We start from the raw sequence: 24,707 nt of genomic DNA on the forward strand, positions 1-24,707 counted from the left end.
AATGATTTCAATAGGATCAGCTGTAATCTCATACAATACATGTTCTATGAGGTTTTCTAATGCGAACCAGTTTTAAGTCAGGTTTTTTGTTAAAGTTGATAAATAAACATATAGGCAAAAACAAAGGCTGAATAAGGCAAAGTAAACGAGATCAAGATTGGCGCGTCGATTATAATTGCGCTGTGGTGATGTACTTTGAAAACGTCAGCATAAATCGAACTGCCCGTTGTTCGTCTTCTTTGCACTACCCTGCTGCTGGCAGGATGCCTTAAACGCGCATATCACAAAATTGGTGACGACGTTTGCAAAGTCGTAATGGTTGAGAAGGAACGCCTTCTAAAAGTGAGACGGAAGACAACCCCGCAAGGGATCCGTCACTGCACAGGTTTGCCTGACCGTATGGGTTCTGTGTAGGCGTGTGATACGCCAGTAATAGAGATGATCGCAAAACCTGCTCTTCCCTCCAAAGGGTTTGGTGATACGGGCTGACAAGCGATGTGCAACAGATGCATTGAGCAGTTTTAGATTGATGCCTTTACAGGCGTTGATCTGACTGCTCTTTGCAATATCGAATAAAGGAAACGAACTCAATTGAACTGAATTAGTTAAGACGAAGTATCTGAGTTCGGCGATAGCTGAACACTCGTAGATGCGAAGCAGATGCGATTGACGATAAAGATATTCAAGAAGTTAGAACTACACCTAATATTCTTCTCCAAGCATTATTGTGAGCACACGTCTGGTCACATGTGGATCACTTGGATCAGGGCTGTGGTTCATCAGATCAAGGTCGTAGTAATCGATCTTCCAAAAGACAGTATTGCCTTCATATTCGATGGCTCCAAAGTCATGTTCGCCAAATGGGTCATTGCGCTCAGAGAAGTCATCAAAACCTTTCACCAAATCTAAGATGTAATCCACAGCGTCGTTACCTAGCAAATCTATGCCTCGTGTGATGATGAGTTTGCAATTGGTGAGAGTGGTGCGGGCTTGATCGTTTAAAAGGGCAATAGATTGGACTGTTCTGTCAACGTCGGGCTGCAAGCCTAGCTCCTTTTACAAAAGCATATGCTCAACGGTAAGTTTGGACGACCGGATAATATAAAAAAGAGCCACCCAAAAAATGAGCGGCTCTTCAGTAAGCTGGTAAGAAGCTTTAGGATCCAGTGCGGGCTTCAAGAAGCTGATCAAACTCAGACTTATCTGAGGTAAAATCCAAAATTGTATCTTCCAACCAATCCATCATTTTACGTCCACTGCCTTCAAACCCTTTTAGCAATAGCTGGGTTTGAACTTCGGTTAAAAAGATACCGTTAGTATCTAATATGGCTTTGGCTCGGGGAAGCCATTGATCTACGGTTGGATAGGTAAACTCTAGGCATCGACAACGATCTTGGAGTGGCTGATCAATCCGGTGCAGGTTATTTGTGGTGCAGATGATAATGCCAAAAGTATGCTCATCGACGATTGCGCGCAATGTTTGCTGCATGCCGGGCTTTAGTTGATCCACTTCTTCTATGACCAAACATCCGTTCAACATGCCAAAGGCGCGTTGGTAGTTCCAATTACCGGTGAGAATATCCAAACTCTTATCTTCTAACGCGCTTGCATGCACTGAGCATTTGGCGATGTTCACGTCTTCTTCTGTGTATCTACTCTTCATGATCAGGTTTGCGGTCTCGCTCTTACCAGCGCCGCGTGGTCCGTGCAGAATAAGATGCTTGTGCCTTTTGTTGGCGGCAGTTTCTTTGACGATACGTTCGACATAAGCGTCCACAAAGATAATATCGTCCAAAGTTTTGGGGCGATGCTTTTCTTCAAACTTCATTTAATTGTTCCTTTCGAACAGAAATAGTGAGCAGTGCAAAGACTGCTCACTTATCAAGGCTGATTATTCCGCAGGGATAGCTGCGCCATTTAACTCAGTGACATCGACATGTAAGGCAGGTTGAAACGACTGCGGCTCCATTTCTTGGCTCAAACTTTTTAGATTGGCTTTGCGCTGCTCTTCATTGCGCTTTGCAACGCCCGCTTGCTCTGTTTGACTTGCCTGCTCTTTAAGTTGACTGCCTGCCAATGTGAGAACAGTTTTTATTGGAACCAATTTATCTGTGCCAAACACAATAGTGCCGGTTCCATCCGTATTTTTGCGAATAAGGGCCAGGCTGAATTGTTCACCATCTGCGGGCTGCAGCTCGTCTTTCATCTCGATCTGCATAATACCATTTGCATCGCTTAATACGGTTTCTGCATAGTCTTTGTTCTGCTTGGCTTTATCCGCTTCGCTCAGCCCTTCTTTATTGGCGCGACGGATCTCATCAATACCGTGATTGTCAGTAATGAACGTCTCAAGCGTATCGCCGATTTGTCCTGCGTCAGAAGCGACTTTAAGAACGCGCGCATATGAGAATGCGCGGCTTGCAATTGTTTGCTCCATATTAGGCCCAACAAATACAAGGCGGATGATCTTCAAAGCTAGGCTGGTTGAGCTGTTATATCCAATACCGCGCTCTTCCAATTGCTCCGTAATGGCTTTGGCTAAACCAGTTTTGGCGTCTTTGGCTTTGTTAAAAAGCTCCAAGCAGTTGCCTAGAATTGCATAGAGCTCTGCATTGCTTGCTGCATAGGTGCCGTTTTGCCATTTGATGCGGTTTGCAATCATCTCATCGATAACGGACGTTAGGCTTGGCGCTACATTTGTGTTTTGAGTTACGTTTGTCATTTTTAGTTCTCCAAAGTTTAAAACTGCGACTGGCGTGATTGCCGTGTCGATGAAACAAACGTAATTCAAAGTTTGATGCCGATATAAAAAGCATTAATATAAATTATAATTGGCATCATTTTGGATTGATTTTATGGAAGAGTTTAAAGATCGCCCATTGCACTTTGCCTATGCGTGGCCCGTAAAAGATCCCAAACGCAGCAAAAGAGTGCTGCCACCGCCGCCTTTTCCAGAGGCAGAGCCTTGGCAATGTTCGGTCTATTACTACTGGTGGGAGTATCTAAGGCGCCATGAGGGGTACAAACGTACCTGTGCGCAGGGTGGGCGAGGGCGCTATGCCAAGCTCTATGCAGACTTTGGCAATGTGCACGAAGGCGAATTCTGGGATTGGTGGCGCGCGCATAACTGGATCTTTGCTGAGCCACCCATAAGACAGGTAAGCACAGCTGAAGCAGGAGAGCAGGGGGACGATCACACGCTGATCCTAAAGGTGCCCCTTGAAACATCACTGGCGATCACAACGCGCCAGTTCAAGCGTTTGGTGCGTCCTCAAATTATAAAGGCAGCGCGCCAGAAGTTGCCCAGCCGGGCGAAGTATCCAGTGGCAACGAAGCCTATCCTCTCTGCACTACATGAACATCTTCTCGTTTGGGATGCAAAGCAGAGGCATCCAAACTTCAAAGATGCAGAGCTGGCCGATCTAGTGGGTCTTCGCATCAATCACGTTGTGGATGGTGAAACTCTTCAATCCAGAAAGAGCCTCAATCTCTCGACAGATAAAATTGAAAAGAAGATTTATCGGCGTAAGCAGTTGTCCGTACAGCGTCACCTGCGCATTGCAGAGCAGTATATAGAGAATGTGGGCAAGGGGCAGTTTCCGCTGAGAGAGAAAAGATAATTCCACTATGGGGCAAACACAGTCGGTTGACCCACTATGGGCCAACATTGTGTTTCCCGAGTCTTGGCCGGTTTTGGTTTGCCCAGAGTCTCCCGTTGTACACAGCGCAATGAGATAAATAAATGTGTAAGTTATTTAGGGAGTTAATTATGAGCATAAGATTATTGGAACATATACGCGATGAGTTGAGAGGTGCCGGTGCAATTCAAAATACACCAGAGTTTTGCACAAGCTGGCTGGGAAGAAGTGAGGGCTACATTAGAACACTGCGTTTTCACCGACTAGAACCCAGTGTGGAAGCGCTAAGTGTGTGTTCCCACAAACTTGGATATTATGCAGATCAGCTGAGGTCGAGTGACCAAACAGCCCACCAGACGTGGGTCGTTACATTTGATCGCCTGAAAGACCTTTGTGAGAGCGCAATCGCTAAACAGTCCCATGCCATCTGGAAGCAACCAGAGCGCATGGGTGCATGAGGTAGAAACAGTATGGATGATGCAAGAGAAGAAATGCGCAAGCTCATTGATGTAATCGAGAAGGGCGCAAAAAGCACCAGTGTTGAGCAAGCGGTGGACGACATTAAACTCTTCGCAAATACAGCCAGCTTCCTCGCCAACGCGCTGGATACGCGGCTCAAGACCAAAGACGCCAAGCCAAAGAGTAAGTCAAAATCCGCAAAGACTGTGGGGCAACTAAAACCACCCGTGGCTGCAATCCCAAAGTCTGCGAATACACCTAAGCCACAAGACACCACAACCGGTATGCCACCTGCCATCAGCACGGCAATCTCACAGGCAGATTATGACAGGCTGAAGCCGCAGGGTGCGCAGGCACCGCTAGGCAGCAGTTAAAATCCAACACCCGCAATGAATTACGCCGCAAATCTCGCCAAAACTGTACAATTTTGGGCGCGTGTAAGGGAATTTAATCCCAGTTGCTCTATCTCTTAAGACACATAGTTAAATACGAATTAGGTGACACATGGGCGAACTTAGCCGAGAAAACTTTTATGCAAAAATTGTAACAGCACCGCGTGCGGTACAGGGCTTCTTTGAAACAGTGATTGAACACTTCAATAAGAGGAATGATATCCACGCACACCACACAGATACGAACGGTGGGGATCTAAGATTAGCCCTGCCTGCAGAGCTTGCGCGGCATCACACCATCAGAAACTTCTCCACGCTATGCTGGCAAAGCCGAAACCAAAAGATTTTTGTGCGCAGTTATCTCACGCCAGAGGAAATGGCTGTGTTTGGTTTTGCAGGCGTTAAAATCCCTCGCAATATCAACGAACCTCTCCACAGTGAACTCCGTTTAGGCGAACTAGATTGGCGATATCGCGCACAGGACTTTATCAGAGCAAGTGAGGCAGCGGCACTTAAAATGATGGGGTGATCCTGTTGGTTAATGGGTTGAGCTTTGGTTTGGCAGGGTTGGGTAAACTGTGTCTACAACCTAGTGAAAGAACGCAGTTCATTCGAGTTACCAGAAAATGATTTGACGACGACTTTTTCGGTTTCAGAAGTCCTGCGCTCTCATCCAGTCTACAAAGATATTTGCAGCTGGCGATAATTGCCCCTTCGTTGGTATGACGATACAGTAAGCGAAATTAGAAATAGCAATTTCTGACAACCAAACAAGCTGACCGCTTTCTATCTCTGGCTCTGCAAACTCGTCCTGCATCCCTAATCCATTTCCAGATATGACTGCCTGAAGGCGGGTATTTGCATCCGGTAGCGAAAGAGAATTTTTTTTTGGTGTAAATTTAAGTCCCGCAAGATACAGCATCACCGCATGTTGGATGATCTCAGGACTGGTTCTGAAGTGGCGGTAGAATACAGTATTAGGCATGTCACAGAAGTTAATTTCCAAGATGCTGTCGGGCAAGGTGGTTTTTTCTGACAAGACCATTCCACATAATTCGGCGAGTACGACCATATCCAAGGTTACTTTGAGGCGATCAAAAAGGCTGATCTCGGAGCCACTCTTCAAACCGTATCGCTGCCGTAGAAGTGCCTTGGTTTTTTGAAGGGATCACGTAATAGCCATACCCTGCCAGCCATATGTCAGAAATTGGCTTCAACAAGCCTGAATCAATCTCGGGCTTTGCCAGTTCATCCAGAAGGGCGATGCCATTACCTGATATAACTGCTTGCAGGCGGCTATTTGCATCCGGTAAATGCACAGGCTTATGTCGAGGGTCATAGTCAAACCCCGCCAGCGCGTGCCAGAGTTTCCAGCCTTCCATCCCTGATGCATCAGGCAAAAGCGGCACCTCAGTGACAAGGTTGGCAAGTCCGATTTCCCCTGCTCTTTCAGCGATTTCAGGATTGGCCAACGGCACAGTGCGCGATGGATAAAGATGTGTCCCCTGGCGATTGCCGGTCTCGGCATCACACCAGAACACGGTCATATCCAACATCGGATTGTTCAGATCTGCCGTCGTGTTGATCGGCTCCACCCTCAGCGCGATATCTGGGTGATTTTGCGTGAAGTCAGACAGTCGCGGGCCAAGCCACCGAGCGATGAACCAGCTATGAGCGCCTACGCAGAGTGGTTGTTCAACGTTTGACCTTATTTCGTCCATTACGGACTCGATAAGACCAAAATGCTTTGCAGCAGCATCTCTCAGGCGCGTGCCTTCACCCGTGAGACGGATATGCATGTGGCGGCGCTCGAAAAGGGGTACGCCCAGTTCATCTTCCAGTTTGGCAATCTGGTAGCTCACGGCGCCCTTGGACATATTCAAGGCCTCGCCTGCCGCCGTGAAACTCATTTTCTCAGCTACAGTGCGGAAAATGTTGAGACTGTCAAATGATCGAAAACGCATATCTGTGTTTAATTATTTTAAACATAGTGATCAAAAAACTAAGTTTGCGTCAATTGCAATTTAATTGTTTGATTGGTCCCAAAGGAGATCCCTCATGTCATTACGCGACCCAATAGCGAGACTGCCAACTCATGAGGTAACCAATATGCCTCCGCATATGGGCAACCAGAACCTCTGGCAGGATGATAATGCGCTGCAGCACTGGACTCATGCTGAGGGCGGAGCATTTCACGCTGAACATCTTGCGCATGTCGGGCAATTAACAGGGTTGGAAGAAACTTTTGATAAAGCTAATCAGGCCAATCGAAATGGGCCGGAACTACGCGCATTTGATCGATACGGCATGCGCATCAATGCGGTTGAGTTTCATCCGGCCTATCATGATCTTATGGATCTCGCGATATCCAACCAAGTTCACAATTTCGCTTGGCATAATGAAGGGAACGCAGGCCATGTAGGTCAGTCTGTTCTGACATACATGTTCAACCAGCCCGAAGGTGGCGTGATGTGCCCGATGGCGATGGCGTATTCCGTTGTGCCATCCCTGCGCATGGCGCCCGCAGTTGCAGAAGAATGGATGCCCCGCGTCCTGTCCACCAAATATGACCGCCGTGATATCCCTGCGCACGAGAAGACCGGCGCGATGATCGGCATGTTCATGACCGAGAAACAGGGCGGATCGGACGTGCGCGCCAATTCGACAGTGGCCCGGCCTGACAGCGACGGTTACCTGCTGACCGGGCACAAGTTCTTTTGCTCGGCCCCTATGTGCGACGCTTTTCTGGTATTGGCCAATACTGAGGGCATGGGAATTTCCTGTTTCCTGGTGCCTCGCTGGCGGCCCGACGGCACACGCAACAATCTATTTATTCAGCGGATGAAAGACAAACTGGGCAACAAATCCAACGCCTCGACCGAAATGGAGTTTCAGGATACATACGGTGTGATGGTGGGCGAGGAAGGCCGCGGTATTCGGACGATCATCGAGATGGTGACGGGCAATCGTCTCTATTGCGCTATGTCTTCGGCGGGGATCATGCGGCAGGCCCTGGTGCAGGCGCTCCATCACACCACGCACCGGTCAGCATTTCAGAAACGATTGATCCAACAGCCACTTATGCAGAACGTTCTTGCTGATATGGCAGTAGAGGTTGAAGCTGCGTTAGCTCTCGGATTGCGGATCGCGCGAGCAATGGACAACGCGAATGATCCGGCCGAGGCGGCTCTGGCACGCATCGGGACGACGGTGGCTAAATACTGGAATACCAAACGCTGCCCGAGCCTCGTGGTCGAGGCATTAGAATGTCATGGAGGCCCAGGTTATGTCGAGGAAAGCATCATGCCGCGCCTCTATCGCGAGGCGCCGCTAAACTCGATCTGGGAAGGGTCCGGCAATGTCATGGGTTTGGACGTGCTGCGCGCTATTGGGCGCGAGCGCGAGGCGATCCCTGCTTTGATGACAGAACTAGAGAAAGCGCGTGGAAACCATCCCAATCTCGACCGGGCAATCGACGAGTTACGCGATGAACTGGCAGACAAAGAGGGGCTGGAGGGCCGAATGCGCATGGTGACCGAGATGATGGCACTGACCTTACAAGGGGCGCTGTTGACCTGTTATGGTAACAGCGCTGTTGCCGATGCCTTTTGCGCCAGTCGCCTCGCTCCACGCTATCGTGGCGCATTTGGGACCTTACCGAAGGGGCTGGATCTCGACGCCATCATCGGCCGCGCCCTACCGGGTTAGTAGGCAAATATCCATAGAAGAGGTGAGCCATGAACATTGCACTTTTAGGCGCAACTGGTGCAGTTGGAGGCCATTTTCTCAACAAGGCGCTTGCCGCCGGTTATGAGGTCAAAGCCTTAGTTAGGACGCCCGAAAAACTGAGAAAAGATGCAAGTCTTTCTGCACTCAAGGGCGACGTTGCAAACCCAGTGGATGTCGCGGAACTTATTCGCGGCACTGATGTCGTTGTCAGTTGCCTTGGCAATGTCAAAGGTGTGTTGATTATGGAAAAAGCGGCCGAGGCAATTTTGCAAACCGCCGCTGAACAATCAAACCCGCCAAAATGTTTGTTCCTAAGTAGCATCGGGTGTGGCGGCACGTCTTGGATCGTCAAACAAATGCTGCAAATGATAGGTGGGCGTTCTAGTTTCGCTGATTATGAACGAGCGGATGCTCGTATATCACGTGAAGAAAAGGTCCCATATGTATTGGTCCGCCCTGCTGCCCTGAAGGAGAAACCCGGAAACGGGAAATATCGCGTTTTTCGCGGTGACGGAACTTTTGCACGACCGATTACCAAAGAAGATGTCGCTGAGTTTCTGCTCGATGCTATTTCAAGCAATCAGTGGGACGGCCTTGGTGGTCTACAATTAGCGGGGATGAAGTAATCATGACTTAGCCGGTACTGACCTAACCTATCCCGCAAAATTGGTAGGTTTGACCAATATTTATCTAACAAACCCATAAAGACCATAGCAAAAGGAAATAAACACATGGCCGGAATGGTATTGCCCATCATTTCAAGCGCTGCGCGTTCACCCTGGTTCAAGGCGACGTGCGATCTCACTACCGCGTATGGCGATCACGAAGGGCGGCTGACCCCTGTTACATTCGATCGCTCCATCGCAGATGAATATCGCGTGCTTCGCACCCGTGTGGGTATATTTGATGTGCCTGAACGCCCGTTGGAAATTCGTGGTCAGGGCGCAGCGGCGTTCCTTGACTATGTGTTCACTCGGCCCGTCAGCACCATGGCTGTAGATCGGGGGCGTTATGGCTTGATGTGTCACCACGGTGGCGGCATTGCTTGTGATGGCGTGATTTTTCGCCTAGCGAAAGATTGGTTTTGGTATGTTCATGCGGACCGCGACGTATTTACTTGGCTTCAGGCGTTGAGCCTCGGCCATGACGTGGAAATCCGTGATCCGGGCGCCTGGGCAATTCAGATCCAAGGGCCAACCAGCCTCGAGATACTAGATGCCTGTGTTGATGGCGGGGCCCCGGAAAGGTTCAAATATTACCATTCGAGACAGGTCACCATGGGCGGTCAGCCCGTTCTGATTAGCCGAACAGGCTGGACTGGCGAGCTGGGTTTTGAGGTCTACAACATGGATCCAAATGTCGATGGAAACGCTTTATGGTCTCACCTGCTTGAGGCAGGCGCACCGCATGGGATGGAGGTCTTATCAACCTATTCCATGAACCCGCGCCGGATCGAGGCGGGGATCATGAACTACGGCACCGACATGGGCTGGGATACGACGCCGTTTGATCTGGGGCTAGGGGACTTTGTAGATTTTGGCCATGACTTCGTTGGAAGGGATGCCTTGCAGGCCGCCGAATTTGCTCCACGCTTTTCCGGTTTTGTGACAGAGGCGAATGATATTAAGTGGGGAGCGTCTGTTATGGCGAACGGCGTAGCAGTTGGCCGTGTAAAAGCGTTTGAGATGTCACCGACTCTTGGCACGGGTATTGGCTATGTCCTTTTCGAAACACCTGCGGCTATGTCGGCCAATGCTTTCATAGTGAAGGGCCGAGATGGCATTGAGTATCCTCTTGCCCTGCATAAATTACCGTTTTTTGACTCTGAGAAACGTATTCCTCGCGGCCTTGAGGTCATGGAGTTCAAGGGATGAAAGACACCGCGTCCAGCGTTTGCCGCGAAAACCTCAAACGTCTCCTGAAACCGCGCCACATCGCTTTTGTCGGCGGCAAAGCCGTTGAAGACTGTATTAACGCCACCCGTAAGTCCGGCTTTACTGGGCACATCTGGGCGGTGCATCCGCAATACACCGAACTTGCTGGCGTCGCTTGCGTGCCCAGCCTTGCGGATTTGCCCGAACCGCCGGATGCGACCCTAATTGCCGTATCGCGTGAGCGCACGGTTGACGTGGTAGCCGAGCTTAACGCTATGGGCGCTGGTGGCGCCGTCTCCATTGTCGGTGAATTTGCCGAAACGGGAGAGGACGGCGCGGCCCTACAAACACGACTGGTCACAGCGGCGGGTGATCTGGCGCTTGTTGGCCCGAACTGCCTGGGCGTGATGAACATGTTTGATGGCATGGCCGTCTGGGGCGGTGACAACGTGTTTTCGCCTGTTGCGGGCGATGGTGTCGCCCTGATCAGCCAGTCAGGTTATGTCGCTTATTCGGTGACCAATGTCGAACAGGCCCTGCCGCTGGGCTATGCCATTTCGATGGGCAATCAGGCCGTTCTCAACGTGGCCGATTACATCGACGCCATGCTGGATGACCCCCGCGTGCGTGCCATCGGTCTCTACCTCGAAGGGATCGTGGATATATCCGCCTTCAGTACCGCCGCCATGCGTGCGGTGAAACAGGGTGTGCCGCTTGTAGCGCTGAAGGCTGGTGGTACGCAGGAAAGTGCTGAACTGGCGCAAAGCCATTCCGGCACCCTGGCCGTGGACAACGAAATCTGGTCAGCCCTTTTCCGTCGGTTCGCAATTGTCGAAGCAGGTTCTCCCAAGGCGCTGATAGAGGCGCTCAAATTACTGGGCAGTCCCAAGCCCCCCAAAGGCAACCGCGTTGTTGCTGCGGCCAATTCTGGCGGTTACGCAGCGATGATTGGGGAAAAGGGGCGTAATGTCGGACTGGATTTCCCTGCACCCACAAAGGCGCAACGCAACGCATTGCGTCAGACCGTCCCAGAGCTGGTTTCTCTGATGAACCCGCTGGATTGGAACCTGCCCTGGGCCGCGATGTCTACACCTGATACCTCGGACAACGGCATGGGGCTCTTGATGGATGATCGCTGCGATCTGCTTGTCTATTTTGTCGATTGGCCACGTGAGCTGGACGTGGCCGATGTCTGGTGGCCGACACTTGAAGGGTTGATCCAGCTGAACAACCGCATGGATTGCCCCGTGGTCATTGCCAGTGTCTTGCCCGATGGTTTGCCTGCTGATCTGCGGCTCCGGTTAGCCAATGCAGGGGTAGTCACGTTGCAGGGGTTGGATGACACACTCTGCGCGATAAGAACTGTGGCGCAATACTCTATTTTGCGCGCGCAGGTTTTGGCCGATGTTGAGAACCGTTTGTTGTCCACACCAGCAGTTTTGACCGGGTCGTTGGTCACCCTGAACGAGGAAATGGGTAAAGCTTTGATTGCAGAGCATGACATCCCAGTTCCGGCCCACGCGACTGGCACATTCGAAGAAGTTATTGCTGCAGCAGACCTTCTTGGGTTTCCGTTGGCGGTCAAACTGCTTAATGAAGATCTGCTGCATAAGAACCGCGCAGGCGCTGTGCATCTAAATATCAATGACGCATCTGGTTTGAAGCAAGCTATCAGCGCCATCCAGACCTCTGTTAGTCGATACGATGCCCGCCTCGACACCAGTCATTTCCTAATCGAAAACATGGTTGAAGCGCCTAGGGCTGAATTCATTGTTGGTGTGAGCCACAAACCTGGAATTGGACATGTACTTGTGATAGGTCGAGGCGGGACTGATGTGGAAGAGTTGAGGGATTTTGCCACGCTGCTTCTACCTGTAAGCGCTGTGCAAATCGAAGACGCGATACGTCGGCTGAGCCTGGTACGTAAGTTGGGGCTGGACCAACAGGACATTGCCTCGCTGGTGCAAGTTGTCAGTCAAGTTGCCCAATTTTCCGATCAATATCGTGACAGACTTGTAGAATTGGATGTGAACCCAATCATCTTGGATACCTTTGGAAACTGCACAGCAGTTGATGCGATGATGAGGATGAGAACATGAGAGAAGCTGTTATCGTCTCGACCGCCCGAACACCAATTGGGGTCGCCTTCAAAGGTGCGCTGAACAACATCAAATCCCCGACCATGATGGGGCACGCCATTGAGCACGCGGTTAAACGTGCAGGTGTGGACCCCGGTTTGATCGAAGATGTCGTCATCGGGTCGGTCCTTACGGCGGGAACAGCAGGCATGAATGTCGCCCGGCTTTCTGCGCTTGCTGCTGGCCTTCCCAATACGGTGGCAGGACAAACGATCGACAGGCAATGTTCATCGGGTTTGATGGCCATTGCGACGGCTTCAAAGCAGATTATTGTGGATGGTCAGAACGTCGCCGTTGCTGGCGGGCAGGAGAATATTTCCGCCCTGCAGAATGCCTATCTGAAATGGGCGGGCGATGAGAAAGATCCAAACGTTATCGCCCAATCTGAGCATGCCTATATGCCGATGCTGATGACGGCGGAAAATGTTGCGCGGACCTATAAGATCAGTCGTGACGCCCAGGATGAATATGCAGCACTTTCCCAAGGTCGGACGGCCCGGGCTCAGGCCGCTGGCGCCTTTGATGAAGAGCTCGTTGCGATCACTGCGATAAAGCGGGGCAAAAACCGCGAAACCGGAGAGGAAACCCTGGAAGAGGTGACCTTGTCAAAAGACGAAGGCAACCGGCCTGGCACGACGGCTGAAACACTTGGGGCATTGAACCCGGTTGTCGAAGGCGGTGTGATCACTGCCGGAAACGCAAGCCAGCTTTCTGACGGAGCCTCGGCTTGTGTGCTCATGGAAAGCAAAATGGCTGAGCAACAGGGCCTCACACCGCTAGGTATCTATCGCGGTATGGCAGTTGCCGGAAACGCACCGGAAGAGATGGGGGTTGGCCCGATCTTTGCAATTCCAAAGCTTCTGAAGAATGCAGGTCTTCGCATCGAAGACATCGGCCTTTGGGAACTTAACGAAGCCTTTGCCTGCCAGGTTCTCTATTGCCGCGACCATCTTGTGATTGATCCAGAAATCTACAACGTGAACGGCGGTGCCATATCGGTCGGCCACCCCTACGGCATGACAGGTGCGAGACAGGTTGGGCATGCCCTGCTTGAAGGGAAGCGTCGTGGCGTAAAATACGTGGTCACGTCCATGTGTGTTGGCGGAGGCATGGGCGCAGCTGCGCTTTTAGAAGTTTGCTGAAAAGGGGCCTGTTTTGACAAATAAAGCCGAATTCCCACTGACCAGTTTCCACTGGGGCACTTACCGGGTTGAGGTCCATAATAACGAGGTTGTTGCTCTGCATCCTTTTGAGGAAGATCCAGACCCATCCTCCATCGGGCAGGGCTATGTCAGTGTGTTGAATGGCCCAGATCGAATTACCGCCCCAATGGTGCGCAAAAGTTGGCTGGAGGGTGGACCGGGTACGAGTGGCCATCTGCGCGGCAGGGAGGATTTTGTTGAGGTTAGCTGGGACCAGGCCGAACGTCTGGTCGCTAAGGAACTACGACGTGTAATTGGCGACCATGGGAATGAGAGCATCTTTGCAGGGTCATATGGTTGGGCCAGCGCAGGGCGGTTCCACCACGCGCAGGGCCACTTAAAGCGGTTTCTGAATCTGCTAGGTGGCTTTACTAAATCAGTCAACACCTACAGTCTGGCTGCCGGCGAGGTGATCCTGCCGCATGTACTGGGCGGGGCTGAGTTTATCTATGGTGCATCCAGTTGGCAATCAATCATCACTGATTGTGACCTGATGGTGGCCTTTGGCGGGCTTCCCCTCAAAAATGCGGCCATCGGACAAGGTGGCGTGGGTGCGCACCGAACAGGCCCCGCTTTGCTGGAGGCAAAAGCCGCGGGCGTTAAATTCATCAACATCTCACCGCTCAGGTCAGATGTACCAGAGGCTCTTGAGGCGGATTGGCTTGCTCCCCGTCCGTCAACAGATGCTGCACTGATGATCGGTCTGGCGCATGTACTGCTGAGCGAAAATCTGATAGACCACACCTTTCTCGACCGTTACACGGTTGGTTTCGACCAATTTGTAACATACTTGACAGGCGAAAGGGATGGCGTTGCCAAAACCGCAGATTGGGCTGCCGAAATCTGTGACTTGCCTGCTGATACGATCCGCACCCTCGCGCACCGCATGGCAACGGGACGCACGATGATATCTGTTGCATGGGCACTCACCCGGCAGGATCATGGGGAACAACCGTTCTGGCTGGGCACGGTTCTGGCAGCGATGTTGGGGCAGATCGGCCTGCCCGGGGGAGGTATTGGCTTTGGCTATGGCACGACAAACACCGTTGGGTTGGAACGCGCGTTCCCCCGATTTCAGGCGCTGCCGCAGGGGCGCAATAAAGTTAAAACCTTCATTCCCGTGGCCCGCATCACTGATTTACTGGAAAATCCAGGTGGATCATTCAACTACAATGGAAAAACTTATACCTACCCCGACACCCGCTTGGTCTGGTGGGCTGGTGGTAATCCGTTTCACCATCACCAGGACCTGAATCGCCTGCGCCGTGCCTGGGCCAGGCCCGAGACGGTGATCGTCAACGATTGGTGTTGGAACGCACTCGCCCAACACGCTGATATTGTCCTGCCCTGCACGACACCATTGGAACGTGATGATATTAACCTTTCGCCACGCGATCCCTATCTGGTGATGATGGGCAGGTCGGTGCCACCCGCAGGACAGGCGCGAGATGACTACGACATCTTTAGCGGGATCGCCCAGCATCTGGGTATCGAAGAAAAATACACCGAAGGTCGCGATGCCGGGGAGTGGATCAGGTGGCTCTACGATGCCTCACGCCAATCCGCAGCAAGAGACGAAGTGGACCTGCCGCCATTTGATGAATTACGGGCCAAAGGTTGGCATAAGCTGCCTGTGCCAGCAAAACCGCATATCATGCTTGAAGATTTCAGAGCCGATCCGGAGACCCACAAGCTTCGTACGCCAAGTGGTAAGATCGAGATATTCTCGGAACGTATTGCAGGCTTTGGGTATCATGACTGTCCTGGTCACCCAATTTGGATGGACCCGGCAGAATGGCTGGGGAATGCCAAGGAAAACCAATTGCACCTGGTCTCCAACCAGCCCAAAAACAAGCTGCACAGCCAGCTTGATCATGGACCGTTGTCCGAGGCAAATCGCATCGGCGGATATGAACCTGCCCTGCTGCACCCTTCAGACGCCGCGGCGCGAGGAATCAGACAGCATGATATCATCAAAGTATTCAACAGCCGCGGCGCCTGCCTTTGTGCAGCCGTTCTGTCAGAAGACATCCGACAGAGTGTGACCCAGATCAGCACTGGCGCATGGTTGAATATCCAAGACGACGGTGACTTGTGCCAACAAGGTAACCCCAACGTACTCTGTCTAGACAAAGGCACATCCGAGCTGGGTCAAGGCCCCATTGCACATTCGTGCCTAGTCGAAATTGAGCCCGCAGGATCTGACTGTTCATTACGAGATTTTCAATCGGCTCGGCGCTCCGACCTGAAGCAGGAATAGCGTCGTATAACAAATCCAACTTGACCAAACAAAGGGGAAAAACCATGTTACCAAAATTCTTAAAAAAAGACTCTAGCAGCTGTCGTAAACTTTTGAGACACACGGCTGCGCTGGGGACGATTGCAATGATCAGCTCATTCAGTGCAGGAACGGTTATAGCAGAAACCGTTCAGGTCAGCGATGATTTGACCTTGTATTACGAAGTGGCGGGCTCCGGCGACAAAACCATTCTGTTCGTTCCGGGTTGGGGCATGTCTTCCGCTGTATTTGAAAAACAACTTGAGGAATTCGAGGGTTCTGATGAATACTGAGCCATTTCATACGACCCACGCGGTCAGGGGCAGTCCTCAAAAACTGAAGGCGGGCATTTCTATGATCAACGGGGCGCAGACCTGCACGCATTCATCGAAGCGCTGAACCTCAACAACATCACGCTTGTCGGTTGGTCTTATGGTACGTTAGACCAATTCGCCTATATCTCGCAATTCGGAACTGACAAGCTTGACGGAGCCGTGACTGTGGATAGAACAGTAAAGACAGTGGGCGAGGATAATACTAAGGAATGGGTTGGATGACGCAAAAACTCCTTCTTATTATTTTGGATGGCGTTCCCTATCGCAATTGGGTGCGATTGTTTGGAAACCTTGAGGGGTGGGTACAATCAGGCGGTGCGCAACGTTTCAAAATGTCATCGGTGCTGCCCAGCACATCGGCATCGTGTTATGCCTCGATCCATACGGGCGTCACACCACAGGTCCATGGGGTGACAGGCAACGACACGATTTTTCGTCTGTCCCAGCCAGATATTTTTTCACAGGCACGTAAATCTGATCTGATAACAGGGGCCGTGACGCATAGTTTTTGGTCAGAGTTCTTTAATCGTGCGCCTTTTGATCCTGTGCGCGACATTGAATATGATGAATCAGAAAGCAGCAGCATCAATCACGGCCGATTTCATACGATGGCGGGATATGGTCACAACAATCAAATGACACCCTCTGATGCCGACCTGTTTGCAACCCTAACGATGCTGTGTCATCGCTTTGGGTTGGATTACGGCATATTGCACACCTGCACACTGGACAGCATGGGACATCGGTTTCATCACGACAGTACAGAAATGGATCATGCCTGTTTCATGATGGATTACATGCTGGCCCCGTGGATCACAAAATGGCGCGATATGGGATATGATGTGATCGTCACCGCCGATCATGGTCAGGATGCACGCGGTCACCATGGAGGGCATGACACGCTTCAACAGGAATTTGCGCTATACTATTTCGGGAACGCGACGGGTGATGGGGAAAATACCTTGGTAAATCAATTACAACTGGCCCCGACAATATTGTCATTGCTGCGGGCGGTGATCCCTGACACGATGCACGAACCTGTGTTTTTAAGAAGATAGTCCACAACAGACGACGCCAGTGTTGCACTGCGTAAGTGTAATAATTGTTTAATACAAATTACTTGAAAATAGGCAAAGCCCCAATGACAAACTTTTCAATAAATAGCCTCCTTCTCAGATTTAGATGGAAAATACTGTTTACATTCGCTTTGGTGACGCTAGAAGCACTGACTGGAATTCTTTTCCCACTTCTAATTGGAATTGCGATCGACGGTCTTTTGGAAGACAGTATCGATGGAGTGCTCTATTTATCTATCGCTGGAGTGGCAGCACTAATCGTAGGAAGTGCAAGACGATTCTACGACACACGCATCTACTCTGGAATTTACTGCAGAATTACCCCCGAGATGATCCAAAACGAAACAAACAAAGACGCATCGGTTTCCAGAATATCAGCCCGGACGGGCCTTCTAACTGAATTTGTGGAATTTCTTGAAAATTCGATGCCTGAAATGATAAATGCACTTATTTCTGTAGTCGGCATTCTTGCCATCATCGCTACTTTGAATATCGATGTCTTTTTTGCTTGCCTTTCAATACTGGGCCTTATTGTTTTTATCTATACCATAACTGGAAAATTCAACTATAAGCTTAATACAAAATACAATAATCAACTTGAGAAACAAGTAGACGTCCTAACCGCAAGAGACTCCATTGCTATCAAAAGTTTTTATCAGGAGTTAATGAGATGGAATGTAAAGCTGTCTGACCTTGAGACTATTAATTACTTTGTAATATGGGTGGGGGTTATTGCGGTGTTTATCTATACGCCTATAACTGTAATTGGTGCAGGGATACTGAGTTACGGTCTCGTATTCTCGATCATAATGTATGTTTTCAATTACGCCGGCAGTATTGTCAGCTTCCCTCTTTTCATTCAACAAGTAATTCGATTGAAAGAAATATCTGCTAGATTAGCTAAACCCTGAAATTCCAGCTCTGGCATCAGCAGCTAGGAAGCGCACATCCGCCCTCACCAAGCCCTAAACATGAGACCGCCAGCTCCAGAAACTCTATTGAAAAATGGTACATAATTTGGGGGCTGGACACATAGGAGATACAACGTCATGGACGCGCTTGCTAATAACGGTAACTGCAAATACTTCCTGATTAACAACACGGTTTGCTAAAAGCAAAGTTTCAAGTGCGGCTGTATACGACAAAAAAAATTAAAATCACCAGTCAGCAGGAAAGTTGCCTTTGTTGCATTAATGCAGCTATTTTCGCGTAGTCGATAAATAGTCGTTTTGAGTCCAATCGAAGATTCCTTGGTCTCTCTCATCTACAGCCTGCTTCCATCCTACTTCTTCAACCCTTGCTTTGAAATTCAAGCCTTCGGGTGAATGTCGCGTCATGCCGTCTAAAAGGGTAGCTAGTCGTTGCGTTTGATTGATTTTCTCTTCAACGGCTGAATTGATCACCATCTTCTGCATGGCGAGCTGATTGATCGGTACTGACGCTATACGACTTGCAAGCGCTTCGACCTCGGCATCAAGCTGATCGTCTGGCACGGATTTAAGTACAAGGCCTATTTCGGCTGCCTCAATTCCATTTATCTTATCTCCAGTGAACATCATGCGTTTGGCTTTTTCGGGTCCAAGTCGGTGTACCCACATTGCCGTTGTTGGACACCCCCAAACCCGCGTTGGCATGTAGCCAATCTTTGCATCGTCACCCATTACTATCATATCCGCGCAAAGTGCGATGTCTGAACCACCAGCTACAGCGAAGCCATGGACTTTACAAATTACTGGCCTCATTGCGCGGAACAGAGACATGAAAGCTTGAGTATTTCGCCACATAAATTGGAAATCCTGCATCGGATCCCAAGGCATGTCTTGTACAACTTTATTAGGCCCATCTGAACTCGCATAATGCGCTAAATCGTACCCTGAGCAAAATGCCTTACCCGCGCCAGATAAAACCATCACATGGATGTTTGGATCTGCATCTGCCCGTGCGACTGCTTCAGATAATTCAGTTGGCAGGTCGTCATCAATTGCGTTTAAAACTTCTGGTCGATTTAGAGTGATTCTACCAATCCGGCCGTCCCGTTCAAAAAGAACCTTTGTCATATTTAATCCCAATCGCTCACTGCTTTGACTTCAAGAAATTCCTCAAGACCCCACGTGCCGCCTTCACGGCCATTGCCGGACTGTTTCATGCCTCCAAAAGGCGAACCAGCACCGCCGAATTTTCCGTTCATTTCAACCATACCAGATCTTAGACGCCGCGCCACCCGCCGGGCACGTGTCTTGTCCGCGGTCTGTACATAATTGGTTAGACCATAGGGCGTGTCATTCGCCAGGGTGATGGCTTCTTCTTCTGAGTCAAAGGGTGTCATGCACAGCACAGGCCCGAAGATTTCCTCCCTCCAAATCGTCATATCTTGCTTGACGTTGGCAAAGACTGTGGGGCGCACGAAACGACCTCGGTTCAGCCCGTCGGGGCGGCCCAGACCACCTGCAACCAACTTGGCACCCTCATCCATGCCACGCTTAATAAGGAATTGGATCTTGTTGAACTGTGCTTCAGACACAACCGGGCCGATGTGGCGGCCTTCGATGTCCGCCGGTCCGACCTCTGTTTTCTCGGCTACGGCTCGGGCGGTTTCAACGGTCTGGTCGTAAATCGCGCGTTCTACCAACATCCGGGTTGGTGCGTTACAGGACTGGCCCGAATTGTTGAAGCAGTGCCGGACGCCACGCGTGACGGCCTTTTCATCGGCATCAGCAAATATGATATTGGCTCCTTTGCCTCCTAGTTCGAGGCTAACGCGTTTCACGGTATCTGCCGCAGCCTTGCTGATCGCGACCCCAGCTCGAGTTGACCCGGTGAAGCTGACCATGTCCACGTCCGGGTGCGCGGTGAGATGCGCGCCAACACCGGCACCATCACCGTTCACCAGATTAAATGTCCCAGGAGGAAAATCTGCCTCATCAATCATTTCAGCCAATAGATTGGAGCTGAGCGGAGAAAGCTCAGATGGTTTCAAAATCATAGTGCAGCCTGCCGCAAGCGCTGGTGCTACTTTTAGCATCACCTGGTTCATCGGCCAGTTCCATGGGGTTATCAGGGCGCAGACACCAACTGGCTCGTATAAGATCATATCACCTGGCGCGTGATCCCCTAAAGGACTTTCAAAGACAAAAGTTTTGGCGGCCCGAATGGTATTTTTGAGATGCCCGGCTCCGGCACCGACCTGTGCTGTCTTTGCCAGCGCAATCGGCGCACCCATTTCAATGCTGATAGCCTGCGCCATGTCTCCAGCCCGTGTCTTGTAGACTTCCATCAACCGCTCCAATGCGGCGATCCTTTCCGAAGGGTTAGTTGCTGCCCAGCTTGGAAAGGCGTCCTTAGCCGCAGTGACGGCCATCTCGACATCAGCAACACCACCTAAAGTGATTGTTGCAATCCTTTCTTCAGTCGATGGATTCTCGACTGCCGTTTCGCGTCCATCAATCGAATTAATCCACTGGCCATTAATGAAGTGTTTGGTTGCGTCCTGCATGGTGGTTCCTGTTAGTCAGAGTTCAGCATATTCCCCGGCGACAAAACGATCGCGGAGAATAAATTTCTGGATTTTGCCTGAGCCGGTCAGGGGGAACTCCTCGACCTGCACCCAAACATTCGGCGTTTTTTGTGGTGACATGTTTGCGCGGCAATAAGCGTGCAGCGTACCCTTGTCGAGCAGTCCTTTGCTCCTGATGAACGCGCCTATAACCTCGCCCCATTTTGGGTCTGGCAGGCCAACGACAGCGACCTCGGCCACGCTTGCGTGTTCCAACAGGCAGTTTTCAATTTCAGCGGGAAAATGGTTCTCGCCGCCGCGGATGATCATTTCTTTCACACGACCCGTGACTGTGACGTAGCCTCGTTTATCAATTCGACCAAGATCGCCGGTGTGCAGCCAACCCATTCCGTCTATGGTCTCGGATGTGGCCTTCGGGTTGTCGTTGTATTCCAGCATGACGCAGGGGCCGCGGGCACAGATTTCCCCGACCTCTCCTACGGCGACGGCGCGATTGTCATCGACGCTGCGGATCGAAACCTCGGTCTGCGCCACTGCTTGGCCAGCAGTGTTGCAGATGTCGTCAATGCTGTCGTCTAAATGATGTTGCGTGATCACCGGACAATGCTCGGTCTGGCCATAGAGGGTCGAAAACCCGGCGCCCATCAAGGTCTGTACCCTTCGCACCAATTCGGGCGCGACCATCGAGCCGCCGCAGCTGACGAGCTTCAGGGTCGACAGGTCTCGCGAACGAGCTTCTTGTGCATCGAGCAAGGTTACCACCATGGTTGGCACTCCGAGGATGATGTCCGCACCGTTTGCCTCCAACTGGTCAAGCACAACATCCGCATCGAACAGGCTGATCAGAACCATGCGGCACCCAGCCTGCAGGCAGCCGAGTGTGACCATGCCGCAGCCCGAGGTGTGAAACATCGGCATGATATTGACCCAAGTCGTTGCCGCAGTTACCCCGCAGCGGGACGCGTAGAATCGTGCATTGTTGACCAGTCCGCGATGGCTCAGCACCGCGCCTTTGGGAAAGCCGGTGGTGCCGGATGTATATTGGATCATCGCGGCGTCGTCCGGGGCGACATCGGGCAAAGCAATCGGGCGGGAGCCTTGTGTGTAAAGTGCTGCGCTTTCCATGTCTGTGACTTCGCGCAACGATGGGATGCTCGCGGCGACTTCCTTCCCAATTTGGCCCATCGGGTTACCGCGGAATTCTTGGACAAAAAACAGTGCAACTGCGCCGGATTGTTCAAGCACATAGGCCAGTTCGCGTGCCTGAAAGGCCGGGTTAGCAGTCACCAGTACTAGACCGGATAGCGCACTGGCATATTCCAATAGGACCCATTCTGGACTGTTGGGCGACCAGACGACCACCCGTTCGCCGGGGACAAACCGTGTGGAGAGCGCTTTGGCCAGCCGCTCGGCATCTTTCAGAAGTTCCGCATAGGTCCAATGCTGCCCTCCTGATCCGTCCTGCCTGACTTCGACCAAGGCCTCCGCTTCTGGTCGTGCTGCAGCAACCTCGCGCAGCAATGTACCGATGGTAATTTCCCGGATTTCAATGTCTGCGTGCGCAGGAAAATGCGACGTGGTTAGCCAGGTGTTATACATGATACATTCCAATAGGTGCAGTTTCGTTCATTGTTTAACTAACCGAACAAAGACCACGAATATTTGGGCGTCTGGTCAAACTGGTTAGCCTCATTCAACACGTCCAGCGCAGCACAAAGATCCAAAGAGGAGAACGATCTCAATAGTAAAAAAGAAAAGTGTGTGGAAACGGCCGAGGCCATCTCTGGCTGGCAACTCCTAGAGCGTTCAGTTGAAACGCTGGGCATGAAGGTCATTCCTCAACCGTCGGTTTGGTTGGGATATCCACCAGTTTGCCCCTAGGGATCAAGCGGTCAGCGTCATACATTGGCAGAGTACAGAGCTCGCCTTCTTGAATAGAACCGTCTGCACAGAGCACATTTACCTTGGTGCCGGGTCCTATGGCGGGGTCGTCCATACGAACAATGCAAACACCGCAATTTTGGTATGGTGAATATCCTGACGAGCAAACGCGTCCAACAACAGTTTCGCCCACCCACATTACGCGACCCAATTGAGAAACTCCCCCCATTACACGCATACCCCAGGTTTTTGATGATTTATCTGCAACCTCTAATGCTTTGCGTCCGATGAAATCACGATTGTCGAAGTCGACAAAATTCCCAAGTCCAGCTTCGAAAGGAGTGGTTTCCGCCCCAAAGTCCGATCCTGCATTTAATAAGCCAGCCTCAATCCGACGTGCGCGGAATACCGGTGTCCCGGTGAGTAAGATATGGAACGCCGAACCTACCTCCATGATCCTGTCGCCAATGGCCGCAATATCTGTGTCTGGAAGTAAGTATACTTCCCAGCCAAGTTCGTTAGTAAAGCCTGAACGGCTGATCCAACAAGTCTGACCAGCAATAGAAACCTCGGCGCAGTCGAAATAGCGGAATGGATCTGGCATCGGTCCGTCCAGAGCAGCGGCCAATAGCTCCAGTGAACGTGGGCCCTGTATCTGACTTACCCAGACATTCGGATCATGGATTTTTACATCCAACCCTTCGGCATGTGCTTTGTACCAGCTGAAAAGATCGCCGTCTGCCTGTGCCATCCAAAAACGATCTTCAGATAATCGCAGCAATACCCCGTCTGTGATCATCCCCCCATCATGATAGCATGCGAATTGATATGAGCATCGGCCTGGTTTGACCCTTGATACATTACGGGTGAACACCTTGTTTAAAAGTGTTTCAGCATCTGGTCCGCTTATCTCAATTGGTAGCTCACCCGTGTGACGAAAAATAACATTGGTACGTACCGCCCAATACATTTCATCGTCAGACGCAGTGCTTAGTGCTTCGGGTGTTAGTCTAGAGTTGTAAAGCGTATATTCTGGATCATGTGGTAGCTCCATGTAACTCAGTGGGTGTGCTGGCATTGTACGCGCAAGTTCGCGAGGTCGTTGTCCCTTGTTTGGAAGCGCTTTTGCCACGAAGCGAAAATCAGAAAGTTCTAGTGTCATACTGTGAGCTCGTTTATGAATTTAAGACGACCAAATCTGGATTATTTGATGTAATTTTGATAAATAAATGGTCTCTTAATATTTTGCAAAACTAAAGATTTGTACAAATTGTTTTAAAATATTAAACAGCTTTTATGAAATTTAGATCTTATGATTCGCTGAAAGTTTTTGATGCTGTCGCCAGAAAGCAATCAATGACCGCGGCTGCGACTGATCTCAATTTATCGAAAGGTTCGATAAGTTATCAAATAAACAAACTCGAGGAGAACCTCGGTTTTGCACTGTTTGAGCGGAGCAATGCGCGCCTTCAGCTCACCGAAAATGGGAGAAGAATATGGAATGTCTCTCTGAATGCGCTTCAACAAATTGATCAAGAAATTGAAGATATTCGCGGCTCGAATACCAGGGCACTTTGTATTGGTACACTGACCTACTTCTCTTCGCGATGGCTCTCACCAAGGCTTATGGATTTTTTTGAGAAAAATGCAGGTGTCAGTTTGCGAATAGAGCCTGTTAATTCTATCGCTGATTTGAAAACAAAGGATGTAGATGTTGCGATTTTGTGGGGAGTTGGTGAGTGGAAGGAATACGAAAGCAGGCTTTTACTGAGATTGCCCTCCGTGCCAACGGCAAATGCAACAATCGCAAAAAAAGTAGAAAGTCTTGGAATAGAGGCTGCAGTTAGACAGGTACCTCTCCTGGGGGATAGTTCAGGTGATGCTGGTTGGCGCGCTTGGCACAGAGCCGCAGGCCTACCATATCTGCCAAGCAAATCCAGTCTAACGATTCCGGACTCAAATAGCAGAGTGCGGGCAGTTATTGATGGACAAGGCATTGCCTTGTGGGATGACTTAGTCGCCCCGGAAATCAAAAGTGGGCAGTTAGTAGAGTTGACAGATCGCAAGCTTGATACATCGGGTTATTATCTTGTTTTCACAAAAGATCTGCATGCAGCTCAGGTACAGGCAATGATTGATTGGTTGTTGGTGCAGACTTAAAAATATGGATCGCTTATTCTTTTGAATCATT

The 24,707-nt window shown here is 50.7% G+C and carries 22 protein-coding genes; 13 read left to right on the forward strand and 9 right to left on the reverse strand.

Annotated elements, in window-relative coordinates:
• Positions 1 to 702 precede the first annotated feature (702 nt).
• The 3 genes from UM181_08755 to UM181_08765 form a co-directional block, all read right to left on the reverse strand.
• Positions 703 to 1,011: a DUF3768 domain-containing protein gene (locus tag UM181_08755; GenBank protein ID WQC64723.1), complete on the reverse strand. Its 309-nt coding sequence runs from the start codon at positions 1,009 to 1,011 to the stop codon at positions 703 to 705.
• Positions 1,012 to 1,156: 145 nt separating this feature from the next.
• A complete protein-coding gene (locus UM181_08760) occupies positions 1,157 to 1,828 on the reverse strand; it encodes an AAA family ATPase (protein WQC61430.1) in 672 nt (223 codons plus the stop codon).
• Between the two features lie 63 nt (positions 1,829 to 1,891).
• On the reverse strand, positions 1,892 to 2,722 hold the full coding sequence (locus tag UM181_08765) for a hypothetical protein (GenBank protein WQC61431.1): 831 nt from the start codon (positions 2,720 to 2,722) through the stop codon (positions 1,892 to 1,894).
• 133 nt (positions 2,723 to 2,855) lie between these two features.
• On the opposite strand from UM181_08765, the gene UM181_08770 reads away from it, so the two are divergent.
• The 3 genes from UM181_08770 to UM181_08780 all read left to right on the forward strand — a co-directional run bounded on the left by UM181_08770 (position 2,856) and on the right by UM181_08780 (position 5,018).
• Positions 2,856 to 3,620: a hypothetical protein gene (locus UM181_08770; protein WQC61432.1), complete on the forward strand. Its 765-nt coding sequence runs from the start codon at positions 2,856 to 2,858 to the stop codon at positions 3,618 to 3,620.
• Positions 3,621 to 4,108: 488 nt separating this feature from the next.
• Complete coding sequence (locus UM181_08775; GenBank protein ID WQC61433.1) at positions 4,109 to 4,471, forward strand: hypothetical protein; 363 nt, start codon at positions 4,109 to 4,111, stop codon at positions 4,469 to 4,471.
• 130 nt (positions 4,472 to 4,601) lie between these two features.
• Entirely contained in the window at positions 4,602 to 5,018 is a 417-nt protein-coding gene (locus UM181_08780) for a hypothetical protein (protein WQC61434.1), read from the forward strand.
• Between the two features lie 123 nt (positions 5,019 to 5,141).
• On the opposite strand, the gene UM181_08785 is transcribed toward UM181_08780, so the two are convergent.
• The gene (locus UM181_08785) at positions 5,142 to 5,615 is read right to left on the reverse strand and encodes a LysR substrate-binding domain-containing protein (GenBank protein ID WQC61435.1); all 474 of its coding nucleotides are present in this window, start codon (positions 5,613 to 5,615) and stop codon (positions 5,142 to 5,144) included.
• Positions 5,584 to 6,453 carry a LysR family transcriptional regulator gene (locus UM181_08790; GenBank protein WQC61436.1) on the reverse strand — a complete coding sequence of 290 codons (870 nt, stop codon included), beginning with the start codon at positions 6,451 to 6,453 and terminating at the stop codon, positions 5,584 to 5,586. The genes UM181_08785 and UM181_08790 overlap by 32 nt, the downstream gene beginning before the upstream one ends.
• A 94-nt stretch (positions 6,454 to 6,547) precedes the next feature.
• Between UM181_08790 and UM181_08795 the strand changes: the two genes are divergently transcribed.
• From UM181_08795 to UM181_08835, 9 genes are all read left to right on the forward strand, one after another.
• Positions 6,548 to 8,197: an acyl-CoA dehydrogenase family protein gene (locus UM181_08795; GenBank protein WQC61437.1), complete on the forward strand. Its 1,650-nt coding sequence runs from the start codon at positions 6,548 to 6,550 to the stop codon at positions 8,195 to 8,197.
• Between the two features lie 29 nt (positions 8,198 to 8,226).
• Complete coding sequence (locus tag UM181_08800) at positions 8,227 to 8,844, forward strand: NAD(P)H-binding protein (protein WQC61438.1); 618 nt, start codon at positions 8,227 to 8,229, stop codon at positions 8,842 to 8,844.
• A 114-nt stretch (positions 8,845 to 8,958) separates the two neighbouring features.
• Complete coding sequence (locus tag UM181_08805) at positions 8,959 to 10,092, forward strand: aminomethyltransferase family protein (GenBank protein ID WQC61439.1); 1,134 nt, start codon at positions 8,959 to 8,961, stop codon at positions 10,090 to 10,092.
• Entirely contained in the window at positions 10,089 to 12,191 is a 2,103-nt protein-coding gene (locus tag UM181_08810; GenBank protein WQC61440.1) for an acetate--CoA ligase family protein, read from the forward strand. Before UM181_08805 ends, UM181_08810 begins: the two co-directional genes overlap by 4 nt.
• A complete protein-coding gene (locus UM181_08815) occupies positions 12,188 to 13,372 on the forward strand; it encodes an acetyl-CoA C-acyltransferase (GenBank protein ID WQC61441.1) in 1,185 nt (394 codons plus the stop codon). Before UM181_08810 ends, UM181_08815 begins: the two co-directional genes overlap by 4 nt.
• A gap of 13 nt (positions 13,373 to 13,385) precedes the next feature.
• A complete protein-coding gene (locus UM181_08820; protein ID WQC61442.1) occupies positions 13,386 to 15,692 on the forward strand; it encodes a molybdopterin-dependent oxidoreductase in 2,307 nt (768 codons plus the stop codon).
• Positions 15,693 to 15,736: 44 nt separating this feature from the next.
• Positions 15,737 to 16,003 carry an alpha/beta hydrolase gene (locus UM181_08825; GenBank protein ID WQC61443.1) on the forward strand — a complete coding sequence of 89 codons (267 nt, stop codon included), beginning with the start codon at positions 15,737 to 15,739 and terminating at the stop codon, positions 16,001 to 16,003.
• Between the two features lie 260 nt (positions 16,004 to 16,263).
• A complete protein-coding gene (locus UM181_08830; GenBank protein ID WQC61444.1) occupies positions 16,264 to 17,103 on the forward strand; it encodes an alkaline phosphatase family protein in 840 nt (279 codons plus the stop codon).
• 83 nt (positions 17,104 to 17,186) lie between these two features.
• Positions 17,187 to 18,032 (forward strand): ABC transporter six-transmembrane domain-containing protein, encoded by an 846-nt coding sequence (locus UM181_08835; protein WQC61445.1) that lies wholly within the window; start codon positions 17,187 to 17,189, stop codon positions 18,030 to 18,032.
• A gap of 288 nt (positions 18,033 to 18,320) precedes the next feature.
• Here the strand turns inward: UM181_08835 and UM181_08840 are convergent, their stop codons facing one another.
• From UM181_08840 to UM181_08855, 4 genes are all read right to left on the reverse strand, one after another.
• Complete coding sequence (locus UM181_08840) at positions 18,321 to 19,178, reverse strand: crotonase/enoyl-CoA hydratase family protein (GenBank protein WQC61446.1); 858 nt, start codon at positions 19,176 to 19,178, stop codon at positions 18,321 to 18,323.
• 2 nt (positions 19,179 to 19,180) lie between these two features.
• Positions 19,181 to 20,614, reverse strand: coding sequence for an aldehyde dehydrogenase family protein (locus UM181_08845; GenBank protein ID WQC61447.1), 1,434 nt, complete (start codon positions 20,612 to 20,614; stop codon positions 19,181 to 19,183).
• A gap of 15 nt (positions 20,615 to 20,629) precedes the next feature.
• A complete protein-coding gene (locus UM181_08850; GenBank protein ID WQC61448.1) occupies positions 20,630 to 22,234 on the reverse strand; it encodes an AMP-binding protein in 1,605 nt (534 codons plus the stop codon).
• Between the two features lie 232 nt (positions 22,235 to 22,466).
• Positions 22,467 to 23,678, reverse strand: coding sequence for an aminomethyltransferase family protein (locus UM181_08855; GenBank protein ID WQC61449.1), 1,212 nt, complete (start codon positions 23,676 to 23,678; stop codon positions 22,467 to 22,469).
• A gap of 134 nt (positions 23,679 to 23,812) precedes the next feature.
• Between UM181_08855 and UM181_08860 the strand changes: the two genes are divergently transcribed.
• On the forward strand, positions 23,813 to 24,676 hold the full coding sequence (locus tag UM181_08860; protein WQC61450.1) for a LysR substrate-binding domain-containing protein: 864 nt from the start codon (positions 23,813 to 23,815) through the stop codon (positions 24,674 to 24,676).
• The last annotated feature ends 31 nt before the right edge of the window (positions 24,677 to 24,707 follow it).

Source organism: Alphaproteobacteria bacterium US3C007 (assembly GCA_034423775.1).
GTDB classification, from domain to species: Bacteria; Pseudomonadota; Alphaproteobacteria; order Rhodobacterales; family Rhodobacteraceae; genus Thalassovivens; species Thalassovivens spotae.

What these genes read in the sequence shown, in the direction of transcription:
- UM181_08760 (WQC61430.1), bottom strand. Translation starts at nt 1,828, where the DNA reads ATGAAGTTTGAAGAAAAGCATCGCCCCAAAACTTTGGACGATATTATC.
- UM181_08765 (WQC61431.1), bottom strand. Translation starts at nt 2,722, where the DNA reads ATGACAAACGTAACTCAAAACACAAATGTAGCGCCAAGCCTAACGTCC.
- UM181_08770 (WQC61432.1), top strand. Translation starts at nt 2,856, where the DNA reads ATGGAAGAGTTTAAAGATCGCCCATTGCACTTTGCCTATGCGTGGCCC.
- UM181_08775 (WQC61433.1), top strand. Translation starts at nt 4,109, where the DNA reads ATGGATGATGCAAGAGAAGAAATGCGCAAGCTCATTGATGTAATCGAG.
- UM181_08780 (WQC61434.1), top strand. Translation starts at nt 4,602, where the DNA reads ATGGGCGAACTTAGCCGAGAAAACTTTTATGCAAAAATTGTAACAGCA.
- UM181_08790 (WQC61436.1), bottom strand. Translation starts at nt 6,453, where the DNA reads ATGCGTTTTCGATCATTTGACAGTCTCAACATTTTCCGCACTGTAGCT.
- UM181_08795 (WQC61437.1), top strand. Translation starts at nt 6,548, where the DNA reads ATGTCATTACGCGACCCAATAGCGAGACTGCCAACTCATGAGGTAACC.
- UM181_08800 (WQC61438.1), top strand. Translation starts at nt 8,227, where the DNA reads ATGAACATTGCACTTTTAGGCGCAACTGGTGCAGTTGGAGGCCATTTT.
- UM181_08805 (WQC61439.1), top strand. Translation starts at nt 8,959, where the DNA reads ATGGTATTGCCCATCATTTCAAGCGCTGCGCGTTCACCCTGGTTCAAG.
- UM181_08810 (WQC61440.1), top strand. Translation starts at nt 10,089, where the DNA reads ATGAAAGACACCGCGTCCAGCGTTTGCCGCGAAAACCTCAAACGTCTC.
- UM181_08815 (WQC61441.1), top strand. Translation starts at nt 12,188, where the DNA reads ATGAGAGAAGCTGTTATCGTCTCGACCGCCCGAACACCAATTGGGGTC.
- UM181_08825 (WQC61443.1), top strand. Translation starts at nt 15,737, where the DNA reads ATGTTACCAAAATTCTTAAAAAAAGACTCTAGCAGCTGTCGTAAACTT.
- UM181_08830 (WQC61444.1), top strand. Translation starts at nt 16,264, where the DNA reads ATGACGCAAAAACTCCTTCTTATTATTTTGGATGGCGTTCCCTATCGC.
- UM181_08835 (WQC61445.1), top strand. Translation starts at nt 17,187, where the DNA reads ATGACAAACTTTTCAATAAATAGCCTCCTTCTCAGATTTAGATGGAAA.
- UM181_08840 (WQC61446.1), bottom strand. Translation starts at nt 19,178, where the DNA reads ATGACAAAGGTTCTTTTTGAACGGGACGGCCGGATTGGTAGAATCACT.
- UM181_08845 (WQC61447.1), bottom strand. Translation starts at nt 20,614, where the DNA reads ATGCAGGACGCAACCAAACACTTCATTAATGGCCAGTGGATTAATTCG.
- UM181_08850 (WQC61448.1), bottom strand. Translation starts at nt 22,234, where the DNA reads ATGTATAACACCTGGCTAACCACGTCGCATTTTCCTGCGCACGCAGAC.
- UM181_08855 (WQC61449.1), bottom strand. Translation starts at nt 23,678, where the DNA reads ATGACACTAGAACTTTCTGATTTTCGCTTCGTGGCAAAAGCGCTTCCA.
- UM181_08860 (WQC61450.1), top strand. Translation starts at nt 23,813, where the DNA reads ATGAAATTTAGATCTTATGATTCGCTGAAAGTTTTTGATGCTGTCGCC.